The organism is Tannerella forsythia, from assembly GCF_001006485.1.
Lineage (GTDB): Bacteria > Bacteroidota > Bacteroidia > Bacteroidales > Tannerellaceae > Tannerella > Tannerella forsythia.
Genome location: NZ_JUET01000076.1, coordinates 26,395 through 41,524 on the forward strand (window position 1 = coordinate 26,395; position 15,130 = coordinate 41,524).

12 protein-coding genes are annotated in these 15,130 nt (G+C 45.0%); 4 read left to right on the forward strand and 8 right to left on the reverse strand.

Annotated elements, in window-relative coordinates:
* The first annotated feature begins 149 nt into the window (after positions 1 to 149).
* From Tanf_RS06600 to Tanf_RS06610, 3 genes are all read left to right on the forward strand, one after another.
* Positions 150 to 842: a hemerythrin domain-containing protein gene (locus Tanf_RS06600; RefSeq protein WP_014225828.1), complete on the forward strand. Its 693-nt coding sequence runs from the start codon at positions 150 to 152 to the stop codon at positions 840 to 842.
* Entirely contained in the window at positions 839 to 1,441 is a 603-nt protein-coding gene (locus Tanf_RS06605; RefSeq protein ID WP_014225829.1) for a response regulator transcription factor, read from the forward strand. Before Tanf_RS06600 ends, Tanf_RS06605 begins: the two co-directional genes overlap by 4 nt.
* 114 nt (positions 1,442 to 1,555) lie before the next feature.
* Positions 1,556 to 3,232, forward strand: a complete 1,677-nt coding sequence (locus tag Tanf_RS06610) for a putative transporter (protein WP_046825319.1) — start codon at positions 1,556 to 1,558, stop codon at positions 3,230 to 3,232.
* Between the two features lie 146 nt (positions 3,233 to 3,378).
* Here the strand turns inward: Tanf_RS06610 and Tanf_RS06615 are convergent, their stop codons facing one another.
* From Tanf_RS06615 to Tanf_RS06650, 8 genes are all read right to left on the reverse strand, one after another.
* Positions 3,379 to 4,938: an Omp28-related outer membrane protein gene (locus Tanf_RS06615; RefSeq protein ID WP_046825320.1), complete on the reverse strand. Its 1,560-nt coding sequence runs from the start codon at positions 4,936 to 4,938 to the stop codon at positions 3,379 to 3,381.
* Between the two features lie 273 nt (positions 4,939 to 5,211).
* Positions 5,212 to 5,643 (reverse strand): META domain-containing protein, encoded by a 432-nt coding sequence (locus Tanf_RS06620; protein WP_014225838.1) that lies wholly within the window; start codon positions 5,641 to 5,643, stop codon positions 5,212 to 5,214.
* A gap of 657 nt (positions 5,644 to 6,300) precedes the next feature.
* The gene (locus Tanf_RS06625) at positions 6,301 to 8,205 is read right to left on the reverse strand and encodes a biotin/lipoyl-containing protein (RefSeq protein ID WP_046825321.1); all 1,905 of its coding nucleotides are present in this window, start codon (positions 8,203 to 8,205) and stop codon (positions 6,301 to 6,303) included.
* A 242-nt stretch (positions 8,206 to 8,447) separates the two neighbouring features.
* On the reverse strand, positions 8,448 to 10,007 hold the full coding sequence (locus Tanf_RS06630) for an L-lactate permease (protein WP_046825322.1): 1,560 nt from the start codon (positions 10,005 to 10,007) through the stop codon (positions 8,448 to 8,450).
* 42 nt (positions 10,008 to 10,049) lie between these two features.
* A complete protein-coding gene (locus Tanf_RS06635; RefSeq protein ID WP_046825408.1) occupies positions 10,050 to 10,631 on the reverse strand; it encodes a LutC/YkgG family protein in 582 nt (193 codons plus the stop codon).
* The gene (locus Tanf_RS06640) at positions 10,628 to 12,019 is read right to left on the reverse strand and encodes a lactate utilization protein B (RefSeq protein WP_046825323.1); all 1,392 of its coding nucleotides are present in this window, start codon (positions 12,017 to 12,019) and stop codon (positions 10,628 to 10,630) included. Before Tanf_RS06640 ends, Tanf_RS06635 begins: the two co-directional genes overlap by 4 nt.
* Positions 12,016 to 12,759, reverse strand: coding sequence for a (Fe-S)-binding protein (locus Tanf_RS06645; RefSeq protein WP_046825324.1), 744 nt, complete (start codon positions 12,757 to 12,759; stop codon positions 12,016 to 12,018). Before Tanf_RS06645 ends, Tanf_RS06640 begins: the two co-directional genes overlap by 4 nt.
* Before the next feature lie 44 nt (positions 12,760 to 12,803).
* Positions 12,804 to 14,093 (reverse strand): alginate export family protein, encoded by a 1,290-nt coding sequence (locus tag Tanf_RS06650; protein WP_014225844.1) that lies wholly within the window; start codon positions 14,091 to 14,093, stop codon positions 12,804 to 12,806.
* A gap of 452 nt (positions 14,094 to 14,545) precedes the next feature.
* Here Tanf_RS06650 and Tanf_RS06655 point away from each other — a divergent pair, with 452 nt between their 5' ends.
* Positions 14,546 to 15,082: an NUDIX domain-containing protein gene (locus Tanf_RS06655; protein WP_080948577.1), complete on the forward strand. Its 537-nt coding sequence runs from the start codon at positions 14,546 to 14,548 to the stop codon at positions 15,080 to 15,082.
* Positions 15,083 to 15,130: the final 48 nt, after the last annotated feature.

The window sequence follows — 15,130 nt, forward strand, 5'->3', positions numbered from 1 at the left end:
CCCGTTCAACAGAACCTGCTAATCCAAATGGCTTCACGATATCCCCTTTTATGGTGATTTATCAGATTATATCCCCATAAATAGGGAGAAAAAATGACCGGTTTTGTGATAAAAACAATTACCTTTGTCATCAAAAAAAGAAAAAATCTATGGAGAAATTGCTGTTCTCGGAAAAAATGAAATTGGCCGATCTCATCTCGGTTAATCATAGTCTCATACTTATGTTGCCGCGTTTTGGCATTCCTCTTGGATTCGGAGATAAAAGTGTAAAGGAAATATGCCTCATGAACGATGTATCGGCAGACTTTTTTTTGCTTGTGTGCAACGTTTATGCCTTTGATTCATATCTTCCTAAACGGAAAATGATCGAATCGACTGACATGCGCTTGCTTGTTCCTTATCTTCTGGCTTCGCATCGTTATTACATGTACGAACATCTGCCCCATATCGAATGTCATCTTTTAAATGTTATCGATAAAGTAAACCCCAAATATGGAGAGGTGCTCAAGCGATTCTTTAACGATTACAAAAGCGAGGTTGGAGAACATTTCAAATACGAAGAGCAGACCGTATTTCCGCATATTCAGGCGCTCTTGTCCGGCGAGGTCCATGACTCTTACCGTATTCGCGATTTTGCCGAAGCGCATAGCAACATCGAAGATAAATTAAATGATTTAACTCAAATCATTTTCAAATATCTGCCCGCAAACGCTTCACCCAAAGAATCGATCGAACTTGTCTTTGACATTTTTCAACTTTCGACCGATCTTAATAAACATGCCCTGATTGAAGATAAGATTCTTGTACCCTATGTAGAAATGCTCGAGAGAAAAAAGAAATGAGCCGCAAAGAAAAAATACTGATTGTCGAGCCCGCAGCCATCGTAATCGAAGGGCTTATGCGGATTCTCAAAGAATTTTCCGAATTTGAAATACTTCCTCCCCTCGAAGATATGGACGATTTCAGGGAACGTCTCGTCGCAGCTCGACCTGATATCCTCCTGATTAATCCTACCATGCTTCCTTATTCCAAGAGGCCAGCCGTTTTCAGTCTTTTGCAAGATTATCCCAGGATGACGATCGTCGCCCTTGTCTACCAATATATCGATAGCTCAGTCCTACAGTCTTTTCACGGTATTCTCGAAATCAGGGAAGCACGAGAACGTATTCCCGAAATACTTACCGAAGCTCAAACCTCAGCATCCACCCATAAACTTCCGATGGATGCAATGAACTACGAACTTACGAAGCGAGAAACAGACGTCCTCGTTCTGGTTGCTAAAGGGTTGATGAGCAAAGAAATCGCAGACCGGCTTCACATCTCCGTACATACGGTCATCTCTCATCGTAAAAACATCACTCGTAAAACAAACATCAAATCTGTTGCCGGACTTGCGATGTACGCACTGATGAATAATCTTGTCGAAGAAGATTCCATTTGATCCGCTCTATAAGCTCTTTCATTACTTGGATTGACCATCCGATAGTGGGAGGGAGGGCTCATAACTAAAAAAAAATGTACCTTTGTGGCCAAATTTTAAAAAATAAGATTGTTTATGGATTGGCTGAATGAATTGTTATGGGGCGAGGGAATCGCCCATTCCGTGATGTTGTTATCATTGGTTATTGTTGGCGGAATTTTGTTGGGAAAGGTAAAAATCGGAGGTATTTCGTTGGGAATTACGTTTGTGTTGTTTGTCGGCATCTTTCTGGGGCATTTCGGTTTTTCGATTCATCCGGAGATTTTACATTTCTTCAAAGAGTTCGGGTTGATTCTATTTGTCTATTCAATCGGGATGCAGGTAGGACCCGGCTTTTTTTCATCGTTCAAAAAAGGAGGGATAACGCTGAATATGCTGGCTGCCGGGGTTGTGTGTTTAGGAGTGGTGACGACACTGGTTATTCATTATGTAACGGGCGTTCCGATGGAAACGATGGTCGGCATTCTTTCCGGTGCGGTGACGAACACCCCCGGACTGGGTGCGGCACAACAAGCTTATTCCGATATACACGGCGAAACGGCCCCTACGATTGCTCTCGGCTATGCCGTAGCTTATCCGTTAGGAGTTGTGGGAATTATCCTTGCTATCGTGAGTATCCGTTTTCTTTTCAGGATTGATTTGAAAAAGGAATCGGAACGCTTGAATGCTGAAGATAACAAGCATGAAAATGAACCATTTCCTGTTTCGCTGCTCGTGAAGAATCCGGCGGTGTTCGGAAAAACGGTCGGCGAGTTGTCGGCACTGGTGGGAGACCGGGAGTTTGTGCTTTCGCGTATCTGGTACAATAACAGCAAACAGATGGAGATTGTTTCGGCCGATACGGTGCTGAACGAAAACGACAAGGTATTGGTTGTCACTACCGAGAATGATGCGGAGGCGATCAAGACGTTCATCGGCGAAGAGATTCAGATGGATCGTAAGGAATGGATAAATCTGGAGAGCCAGTTCGTCAACCGCCGTATTCTGGTTACAAAATCGGAGGTGAACGGCAAGCAACTCGGAGAATTGAAGTTGCGCAAATCGTATGGTATCAACATCACGCGGATCAGTCGTGCCGGGGTCGATTTGGTGGCGACGTCTCATCTGGTGTTGCAAGTGGGCGACAGGGTGAATGTTGTCGGAACGGAGGCATCGATTGCAGCAGTCGAAAAAGCGCTGGGCAACTCGATGAAGCGATTGAATGAGCCTAATCTGATTTCAATCTTTCTGGGGATTGCGATCGGAGTCTTTCTGGGAAGTATTCCGATTTCTTTTCCCGGTATTCCGCAGCCGGTAAAATTGGGATTAGCCGGGGGACCGTTGATTGTCGCTATTTTGGTGAGTCGTTTCGGATATAAATATGGATTGGTGACTTACACGACGGCCAGCGCTAATCTGATGCTGCGTGAAATCGGTATCACGATATTTTTGGCTTGTGTCGGTATCGGTGCCGGAAAAGGCTTTGTGGACACGATCATCCACGGCGGCGGACTTTTATGGATTGGGTACGGTTTCATCATTACCGTTTTGCCATTGATGATAATCGGTGCGATTGGGCGGTATTTCTACCAAGTGAATTATTTTACATTAATGGGACTGCTCGCGGGAAGCACCACCGATCCGCCGGCACTCGCCTACTCGAATGCAACGGCCGGTAACGATGCCCCCGCGGTAGGATATGCAACCGTTTATCCGCTGACCATGTTCCTGCGTGTGCTTACAGCACAACTGATGATTCTGTTTTTCGCCTGATCCCATGAAGTTCGGGCATACAAAAACCGGCTACCTCATCTCTTCTTTGCAGGGTAGCCGGCTTCGTTTTCCGTGGTCTCGTTTTTTAATCACCGATGACGGGGTAAGTCTTTAGACCCGTTTTTTATTTATTAGTAGTTTTTCTATTATTTGCTGTATTTATAATCTACCGTTCCGTTTACCGGACACGATGTGACATTGTCAATACAATGTACCCCATTGACGGTTCGCAGTGTATACGCTACAATCCGACAATTATTCAGGTTCACGGTTCGTTTCAGTTTGATCGGCTTCGTATCGATCGTAAACGTGCGGGAGGCTTTCTTTCCTGTTCTGATTTCTCCCCAATCAATGCCTGTTCTTGGGTCGTCATCGGAGAGTTTATATGTGGCCACATGATTATGTACATAGTTGAGGTCTACCTCCTCATGGGTAATCATTTGACCATATACGATCCCGTCTTCGACAACGAACGCATAGAAATGATAACGATCGGTTTTGTTCGTCAGAATATTGGCTGTGAACTGAATCGTTCCATCCGTTACTTTTGACTCCATAGCAATACCGGTTTGTGAAGGACAGAAAGCATTCATGTAATCGATTGCCGAGATCAATTTTTGGGGGGTACTCGTCGGATAAATATTCACCTTTTGGTTGAGATCGACCAGTGAAGATGGCCACGAGGGGCAAAGCATATCAGCTGTTTTGCCAAGTACGCCATAGAGTGTTTCATAGTTGATACAGCGGTTCTGTACGTGCAATACAATGGGGACGATTCGGTTGGGTCGTTGTTTCCTTACATCGTTGATCGCTTGCGTCATGATGGGGCACGTGTTGCAGGCGGCCGATGCAAATTGTATGATACAAAACTGTTTGATGAAAGACAGCGGCACATAGGTTGCTTTAAGAGAAACCTCATCCGATTTTACATTGTCGTAAACGGCATAGAAGGTATATGTTTCGGGTTCGGTCGTTTTAAATGTTTTTCCGTCGTAAACCGTGTCAAGCGATCCTTTTTGCATGATCACGGCTTTCCCGGTCACATCTTTCCCGTCTGCGAAAACCGTGAAAACCGTTTCCTCCGAGCCGTTGGCTTTGATTTCGCTTTTGCTCAGTGTCAACGTAACGGCTTCCGTTGCCGATCGGATCGTTATTTTTTCCGACTGTTCTCCGTTGTATGTTGCGTAAAAAGTATAAATCCCGGACTTCTCGGTCGAAAAGCTATGGCTCTCGAGCTTCGTTTCGTTCTCTCCTTTCAGTGTAATGACTGCCAATGAAGTTACATCTTCATCGTCGGCTTTCACGGTAAACCGAATGATGTCCGTGCCGTTCGGTTTGAGGTTCGCCTTATCGGTTATCAACTTAATGACAACTTGTGTGGCTGTGACAGTGATCTCGTTCGACTTTTGTCCATCATATAGAGCGTAAAAAGAATAGGTGCCGGTTTTTGACGTGGCAAAGTTGAACTGATTAAGTCCTTCGGTCGAGGTCGATGATGAAGGCACGATAACCACACCTTCAACCGTTTCTTTTCCATCGACTTTGACGGTAAAAGTCAAAGAATCTTTCCCGTTGGCTTTGATGGTTGTTTTGTTGGCCGACAAGGTTACCGATACCGGTATGTTTTCTTTTTTATCGGAACATCCGAAGATACTTAAAACGAATAGAATGATTGCAATAAGGTTGAATGATCTATAATTTTTCATTTATTGACGTTTATGTTTAAAATACGGCGTAAAAGTACGGATTTATTGTTTGAACAAAATGTAAAAAAAGTTTCATTTTTGGAATGGTTGGTCGTTATAGACTGTTCATGAACTTGGGATATGAAGGCATATCTCCCGAAGTATGCAAAAAAAAAAATTGAAAGTGAATTGTCTGTCGTCAGTGAAGATGGATCGAATTTTCGATAGAGTATTTATGGATAATTTTGTTGAAAAACGAAACGTGATATTCTTAAAAAAATAGAAAAGGCGGCCTCATGGGGCTGCCTTCTCAAGGGTCAACATGCTTTTTCCGTTTTTATCGGCAAGATGCAGTTGCTTTTCCGATTGTCCCGGTTTTACTTGCGTTACTTTTTCAAAAGCATCCAATATTTTGCTTTCCGTTTCCAGATCAGGACAGTCCATTATTGTTACGCGCGGTTCGGAAAACGACAAGGAGGAAGGTTGCTTCGCATCAAATTCCGTTTCCGTATTCATCAGGTTGCACCCTGCATTTCCGTGCAGACGGAGGGTGTTGCCTTCCTTTACGAATTTAAAGAAGGCTCTTTCTGCCTTTACAGCTTTGCCGTTTACTTCCACAATCTTCCAGCGACCGATCAGTTTCTCGGCCGTTACACGCTTCCCGCTATCGCAGGCAATCATTGCGGCGATACATGCCATCGCCAACATCCCATTCATTTTTTTCATTGTTATGTTTTTATCAATTATACAACGATAAGACGCGAAAAGAAAGCAAAATGTTTTGTAAAAGAGGTGTTTTTAGATAAAATTAACAAATTAGATTTGATAAAATCCTTGATAATAGGTCGTTTGTATCTGCTTGTCTTTTTACTGGCATCGTAATAATTGGGGTTTGTGTTGAATCGTGTGAGACCTCTGCAAAAGTCTTTTTACACCCAAAAGCCACTATTGATAATCAATGAGTTATATTTATAATTTCGCTATCTATATGAGGTTTTGCAGAGGTCTCCGTGTGTAGATAAAAAACCACGGAGCAGTCCCCGAAAGAGCTTCGCGTGAAAAGGAAATGTCAAGGCCTGCATGGATTTTCTGTCTTAAACGCGTGCTCATGGCACAATTAGAATTATCTTTGAGGGATACTATTAATGTATAATCTCTTATAGATTAATTTTCAGTCGATTGAAGTGAAGAATGTTATCTTTGTGCATGGCACAAAGTAAGTATATTCATAGATCATAAAATGTGACAGTTTTGCTCTATCACATTCCCCAAAGAAGGGGCGGATTTATTGGGGGGAAATGAAAAAAAACGGGATGAACCTTTCAATTGGTTCTCCCGCTTTTATCATTTAATCGATAAATAGTGTGCTGCGGGCATCTGCTTTTATCCGATTTCAATCATGGGGGCGCCGGCTTGTATAGCGTCGCCTTGTTTCACGTAGATGCGAAGTACCGTTCCGTTATAGTCGGAAGTGATGTCATTCTCCATCTTCATTGATTCGAGGATAAGCAGACTGTCATTCTTTTTCACCACGTCTCCTTCTTTGACCATGATTCGCATGATGCTTCCCGGCATCGGGCATTCCATGATGTGTCCTTTGACTGTTTTTTCGGTTGTCGGTGCGGCTTCTTGCTTTGTCTCGCTTTTCGCTTCCTCGGCAGGGGTTGCCTGTTTAGCCTGAGCATTGAATTCTTCTTCGCGTTTTTTGCGGAGGAATCCGCTGGCTACGGCAGGGAACAACTCCATCAACAAACTGTCTTTTTCGTCTTTGGCCAATTGCACGCCTCCGAACTCTTCGAGTACGGGATTGTCCTGACGTTTATAGTTCGACGTATCGTACGGCGTTTCTACCGGAGAGCCGGTGATTTGTTCGCGGAATGTGGGATCGACCGGAACGGGAGTTTTTCCGTATTCCCCTTTCACCAGTGCAATGAACTGATTGGACGGGTTGGCATATTTCGGCCGGCCGTTCTTGATGTTTAAAGCCGATACGACAGCTTGCGCTCCTACAATCTGACTGGTGGGGGTAACGAGCGGCGGCAGACCGGCGTCGAGGCGTACGCTCGGAATCAGCTTCATAGCTTCTTCGAGCAGGTCGAGGGAGTTGAACTGTTTGAGCTGTGCCACCATGTTCGTGTACATTCCGCCGGGGATTTCGGCATCCTTCACTAAATTATTCGGTTTCGGGAAGTTGAAGTAAGCTTCGATGGCATGACAAGCCGCCAGCAAGGCTGGTTCGTCGTTGTGGCGTACAGCTTCGATGGCTTTGTCAAATTCACGGTCGATTTCTGCCGGAAGCGTATCGGTCAGTGGGTTAAACGGTTTCGGGAATTGTTTTACGGCATCGAACGCGTCGAGTTCTTTGCGGATACCCAGCAATTCCTGATTGATCTTTGCCACAGCTTCCATGTTTACATCGAGTTCGACGTCGAGTTTCTTACAGAAGAGGTAGATCAGCTCGATAGCGGGGGCAGCCGGTCCACCTGCAAAATTCCAGATATTCGTATCCACAATATCGACACCGTGATAGATCGCTGTCAGAACTGCGCCCAAACCAAATCCGGGTGTACAGTGTGTATGGAAATCGATTGGAACATTCAGGTGTTTTTTGAACAGCGGGATCAGCGTGGCCACGCGCGAAGGCGGAATAAGGCCGCTCATATCTTTGATCGTGATCATATCAGCGCCGAGAGCCAGCATCTCTTTCGCCTTGTTCACAAAGTATGCATCGGTGAACACTAACTCATGCTTGGGGGCTTCAACTTCTTTCTTCCCGAAAAGACCGCTGAAAAAGCCTCTTTTTTTTGTTTCGGCCTTCGACACATCGTCATACTTGGGGTCTACGGTGTAACACACGGCGCAATCGGCCATGCCGCCATATTTTTTAATGGATTTAACACTCGATTTTACGTTATCTACGTCGTTCAGAGCGTCGAAGATACGCATCACGTCCAACCCGGAAGCTACCGCGTTACGGAAGAATCCGTCGATGATTTCGTCGGGATAGGGTGCATAACCGTAAAGATTGCGTCCGCGTGACAAGGCTGTCAGCTTCGAGGCGTTACCAACGGAGGCTTTAATTTTTTCAAGTCTGTCCCACGGATTCTCTCCCAAATATCGCATGACCGAGTCGGGTACGGCTCCTCCCCATACCTCCATGGCATAGAAATTGGCATCTTTGTAGTAAGGCAACACTCTGTCGACCTGCGACTGGTTCATACGTGTTGCGAAAGCTGACTGTTGTCCGTCTCTCAGTGTTAAGTCTCTGATTAAAAGTTTCTGCTTCATGATTAATCGTTTTTTTTTGAATGAGATTCGTTTTTATAATTTGGTTTGCTCTTTTATCTTATTATTAGATAGGTTTTCGCTGCATTTTCGATCGAATAGCAATGAAAACCAATCTCTTTTATCTCGTTTATTAGATAGTTTTATTTAATACAAAATACCATGCTGCTGCAAAGTAAATACTTTTTCTGAAGAAACATCCCCTAATTAGAGAAAAATTTCTTTAATAGAAAAAATCCTTTCGTTCAACAAGCAAAATAAACCATCAGTCCGGCCAGGATAATATAGCCGATGGCATACGGCAGAGCACTGCGAAGGATCTCTCCGTCACGTCCAGGCATATTGCACGAGGCCGTTGCGATAGCAATACTTTGCGGTGAAATGATTTTTCCGCCGGTTGCTCCTGCCGTATTGGCGGCGACTAACCAGTTAGGATCGGAATACGACAATTGAGAAGCTACATTGGCTTGCAGCTTGCCAAACAGAATGTTCGACGATGTGTCGCTGCCCGTAACAAACGTACCGATGGCTCCAATCAGCGGAACAAACAACGGATAGTAAGCCCCCGTAGCGGAAACAAGCGCCGAAGCAATCACTCCGATCATGCCCGCATAGTTCATTACCGATGCGATGGAAACGAGGCTCATGATCGTAATCACGGTCTTATTCAGATTTTTCACGGTACGGGCTAAAACTACAAACAGTTTCTTTGCCGAAACGCCTTGAATCATTCCGCCGATAAACGTACCGAGGAAAAGCATCAATCCGGCATTGGATATCCATCCGAACGAAAAATATTTGCCTTCGGCATAGATGGGCAGATGCACATGACTGACAAGGTGTGTCCGGAGAAACTCATTGATCGGCTTCACCAAAGGTCCGCTGATGACAATAAAAAACAGAATGAAACCGTAGACGCTCCATGCCCGTAAAGCCCGCGACAAGGTAATAGGTTCTTCGCTTGCCGAAACTGCGGCAGGTTCGTGTCCTCCGGCAAAAAGACGTGCATAAACGACAATGGCTAAAATGGCTGCCACGCTTCCGAGGATGGCCGGTGTTTCTGCGCCTAAATATCGTGCGCAGATATATTGCACGATCAGCGAAATACCGCCTACCCATAAGGATAGCAAGATGTGTTTGAGAATCTTTTTGGGCGAGCTGTCGGTGAGTGTAAGGATCACGAACGGAATAAGGAGCATCAAAGGCGATAGTTGTATGACCACTTTCGAGGCTATGTCGCAAATGGCTTCAGGCGTCGCACTGCCCGAAGGGGCGACCTCATTGGCCAGCGTAATCACCGGCACACCTACCGCACCGAACCCTGTCGGCACACTGTTGGCAATCAGCGATACCAATGCGCTGAACCCCGGTTTGAATCCCAAGCTGATCAAGATGGCAGCGGGGATTGCAACGGCTGTTCCGAATCCTGCCATTCCTTCCAACAGACCTCCGAAACCCCATACGAGCAGAAGCACGATGATTCCACGGTCATTCGTGAGCGAGGTGAACTGTTTTTTAATGATCTCGATCTCTCCGCTTTCAAGCAGCGTGTTGTAGCTGTAAATAGCCATCAGAATGATGATCAAGATCGGGAAAGTCGCTTTCAGAAGGCCTTCCACAAAAGCCCACAACACCCCGTCCTGAGTATAATTCTCAGGTGTAAATCCGAGAATAGGAGCAGCAAGCCACGCGATCAGCAATGTTGCGACAAGGGTAAAGAAGGCGCTTTTGTGCCCGGCCATCTTCACACCAAGCATCAGTACGAACAAGAGCAGGATCGGGAAAACAGATAATAAAATGTTCATGACATGTTTATTTAATTGGATTTGTAAATAAATGAATTGTAATCATATAAGCAGTACTGTAACCTGACGCGGGCCGTGTGCTCCCATAACGAGTGCCTGTTCGATGTCGGCCGTCTTGGAAGGACCGGACATAAAGCCCCTGAATTCTCTGGGATGTTCGTTGGGTACACGTTGGTAAGCATCGTGCATGGTATCGACCAGTTGGTCTTTCGGAAGAAGCATCAGCAGGGATTCGGAAATGAAATAGATGCCGCGTTGCAAGTATTCCTGTTCAAAATATACGGCTGCATTTTCACACACACCGAAAATACCGCGGCAGATGACGAGATCGGTGCCGTTCAATTCAGCCGGCGTATCGATATCGTCGGGGTTATACGTGGCGCAAGTGACTTCCGGAAGATTGCAGGCGATGCGTACCGCATCGGGGAAAAGACGTCGCACGGCATCGTCAATCGATTCGCCTTCGCCGAGTACTTCCGCGCGACCGCCTACTCCGGCTGATATCTCGATAAACTGTTTGAGTTTATCGGGGTAAACAACATGTGAAATGTTCACTTCGGGACGCGGAAAAGACTCCTTAATGTTTTCCTTCAAACGATGAATGATAAAATCTTTGCTGTTCATTTCGATTCTTGTTTCGTATTTTTCTTTTGATGATTCTGTTTCCACCACGCTTCGAACGACTGTTTGGCAAAGCACGGCATTTCTCTTTCTTTGCCCCATGCGTTCAACCCGTTGTACAGGAAAAAGCGCGGCAGTTTATTGGCGATGGGAGCCATTTTCAGAGCAGAGTGGAACAGAGACGGGCGTTCCATCAGGAATTGCATCCCTTTACTCATCATCTTCTTCTGTGAATTGGCTTGTCCGAATCCGTCCAACTTCTGACGCCATACGTATATCTGTTCGCCGAGGTCTACCATGGCAGGACAAACGTTTGAACATGAAAGGCATAGTGAGCAGGCAGAGACGTTTCCGCTGTGTTTCTGCGGGTCATGAAGCATACCGAGATTGATGCCGATCGGGCCGGGAATAAAATACGAATAGGAATATCCTCCGCTCCGACGGTATACCGGGCAAGTATTCATACATGCTCCGCAGCGGATGCAATTCATGCTTTTGCGATGTTGAGGCATACCCAAAATCTTGCTGCGTCCGTTATCCACGATGATAAAATGTTGTTCGCCTCCCGTATGGGGTCGTCCGAAATGCGAGGTATATGTCGTGATGGGTTGTCCCGTTGCCGAACGTGCAAGCAGACGCGTGAAGATACCCAGCGATTCGAGGTCGGGGATGATCTTGTCAATCCCGAACGCGCAGATATTGAGCTTCTGGCACGACATTCCCATATCGGCATTTCCTTCGTTCGTACAAACGACCACTTCGCCTGTCGAGGCTACGGCAAAATTGCCTCCGGTCATACCGGCATCGGCGTTCAGGAAGTCTTGACGAAGAGCCCTGCGCGCCTGACGGGTCAGATAGGTGGGATCGAAATTGTCTTTTTCGCTGCCTAATTTTTCTTCAAACAACTTACCGACAATCTCACGTTTAATGTGGATGGCGGGCATGACGATATGGCTCGGATGGGCATTGAGAAGCTGAAGAATCCGTTCTCCCAAATCGCTTTCGATGACTTCGTACCCTTTTTCGATCAGGTATGGATTCAGGTGACATTCTTCCGAAAGCATCGATTTACTCTTTACTAACTTGCGTGCACCATGGTCACGGAGAATCCCTTCGATGATCGAGCGATATTCTTCGGCGTCTTTGGCATAATGTACATGACAACCGTTGGCCGTCGCCTTCTTTTCGAATTCCTCGATCAGCTCCGGCAGATGTGAGTTGCTGTAGAGTTTAAGATCGCGTACGGCATGTCTGAGATCTTCCCATTCGGGTATCGCATGTGAGAGTCGGTCGCGTTTCGTACGTACCATGTATAATGTTTTGTCATGCCATTCGGCATTCACTTTGTCGGATAAAAAGGCTTTGGCTGCCTTGGCGTGTGTAGTACTCATAATTGTGCGGATAAAATTTCTAAATAATGGATTGTACGGATCGGATAGTGCTCTCGCTCGATAACACCTCCCATATGCATCAGACAGGAGCTGTCGGCCCCGGTAATATATTCGGCTCCGGTAGCGATATGATCTTTTACTTTGTCGCGTCCCATACAGGCCGATACTTCGGACTCTTCGACTGCAAACATTCCACCGAAGCCGCAACATTCGTCCACGCGTTCGGGCTCTACGACTGTAACGCCCGGCACTTTCTCGAGTAGAGCGCGAATCTTGTTGTAATAGGGAACGGTCAACTCCGATGCGGAAGAGAGGTGAAGTTCTCGTACGCCGTGACAGCTGTTGTGCAAACTGACCTTATGCGGAAAATGAGAGGCAAAATGTTCAGGCTTTACTACATCGTGAAGAAATTCCGTAATATCGTAGATGTGTTTGCTCGTTTCGCAGACGTGTTCACCGTGCTCGGAGAGAATACGGGAATGGTTTTCTTTGACGAAAGCCACGCAACTGGCCGAAGGACCTACGACATAGGTATAGTTTTTGAACAATTGCTCGAAGCGCTTGGCTAACTTCAACGAATCTCCTTCAAATCCTGCATTCGCCATCGGCTGTCCGCAGCAGGTTTGTCCGAGAGGGTAATCAACGTCTATCCCAAGACTTGTAAGCAGTTTGTAACACGCGATGCCGATGTGCGGATAGACGGCATTGACATAACAGGGAATAAATAATCCTACTTTCATAACCACGTAATTTTTTTATTATCGAAACAACTAATTTAATTGAATTATAATGTGTACTTCAACTCAAATCGCGCCCAGTTATATGGGTCGGCACCATTGAAATAAAAATTTCCGGGAGTAAAGTGTTCGAAAAGGAAATGTCCTGTCCAGTTTTTATGAATCTGGTAACTGAGTTTCATGATAAATAAATTGCCTCGTGTTTTTCCTCCGCCCGAACAAAAAGCCGTTTCGTTAGGTTGGGGTGCTGATAAATGCAAATAGTCGGCATTAAACTTTACATTCGAGGCGAGTGTAGCGCCAAAGCCGAGATTAATTGCATTGATATTCGACCAATAGCCTGCTTTCCCTTTATTTTCAGCGATCAGCGTATACACGTACGATTCACTCCATTTCGGCCAACGACTCCAGAGGGGATCCCATCCTTCTATTTTCTCTGTCTTGGGGTCGTCGCCACTCAGATAGAATGCGCCAGCCGATATACAGTCAAGCAGAGGAACAGATCCTCCTAATTTATAATCTAAACGGGAATATCCTCCGTAAGATTGTCTGTTGAACCGATCAACTTTCCCTAACTGGTAAGCAAATTCTGTGGTGAAAGAGAAACCATTCAGAAACGGCAAAGATAATCTGGTACCTACCGTATGAGTATGAGCTTCCGGCAGTGCATCATACTTGAGATAATTCTTATAAAAATAATAAGTTGACCAGTCAAGCTGCTTGATCTTCGCATGGTGGTGTACTCCTAATCCGCTGTTTGTTTGTTCTTCCAGAGGCTGATACGGATCTTTCTCGTGGAGAATGGGAAGAAATTCTTCCTTTCTGGTGTTATAGGTGAAAAATGCCGTGAGTTTATTCCGATCATTGAAGCGATAGACCGTTTTTAGCGCATTAAAGTAATTTGAACGTGAACCCACCAACGGATTACCGTCGATACAGATAAACCCTTCGTCCAGCATGATGTTTTGCCGTCCGAGACGAATATCAAGCGGTAAGTTGGCAACGTTTTGATAATTAATATATAACTGGTTGACAAAGATTTCGTCCAGTGTTGTTTTCCTGGATGAAGGAGACATCCAGATACGGGCCTCATTGCCCAATTCAAGTTTCATTCCCAAATGCGTATTCGGAGTGTATTCCGCACCCAGGTAAGTTCGCCATCGTGTGAATGTTAAGACATCTTTGTCTTTGTCCAATGTAATGGCTTTGTCAATGGTCGTCAGGCGGACCCGTTCGGAAAAAGACAGTTTGAATTTGGAGTCTTTCTCTGTTTCCTGTGCTTTGATGTGGCATAAGCACATCAAAAGGCAAATGATAATAAATACATACTTTTTCATTGGTTTGGTCGGTTTTAGATTCATATTTTTTATTATACTATGGTCCTTGATTGATGCATGATACATGGAATAAGGATGAGAGACCTATGTCAATCATACCTGCACGCCTTCTATCTGCAAAAAGCGTGTATATAGTGCTTTCTTGTGGTGACTTAGATCGCATGTTTTACACATTTTTTTTTCGTAAATATACGGAGTCTTCCTTTGTATTGCCAAATAAAAAGTGTAAAAAAGATTTCCTTCTTTGATTTTTTAATATTTATTTGATGATATCAATTTATTTTGGTTGTATTTTAACTTTATTTTATCGACTGTGGGTTTGTACTGTTTGTTTTGTTTTTTCTATTTTCGTCTGTTTTAAAGGCATTTCAACTTGTTTCATAAGTTTCATGGAGTAAATCTCTGCAAAACTTATCGGGTAAGAGAAAATTTTTGTAAGTTTGTACCCCAAAATGACGGAAATGAATGTTCATCCATTGGAAGATTTTCAATATTGCCCCCAATGCGGGACATCAGGCTTCGTTATACACGATGGTAAATCGAAGCGTTGTGAAGGTTGCGGCTTTGTGTATTATTATAATTCTGCGGCATCGACGGCAGCCCTCATTTTGAATGAGCGTGATGAGTTATTGGTTTGTCGGCGTGCACAAGAACCGGCATGCGGCACTTTCGATCTTCCGGGAGGATTTTGTGATTGTTCCGAGACGGCCGAAGAAGGTGTTATGCGTGAGGTACATGAAGAAACAGGATTGGACGTAATGCGTACGATCTATTTATTCTCATTGCCCAACCGTTACCTCTACTCCGGATTTTGGGTACATACGACCGATCTGTTTTTCCGCTGTGAGGTACCTGCTTCGTCTGTGCCAATTGCGTGCGATGATGCATCGGAATTGCTTTGGATACCGCGAAGCAAATTGAAAACAAGTGATTTTGGATTGGAATCCATACGGAAAGGGATTGAGATTTTTTTGTCCGGAAATTTTTGATCAGTGATTTTTTGAGAACCCAACGAATGATAGTCGAACCCAAATAAA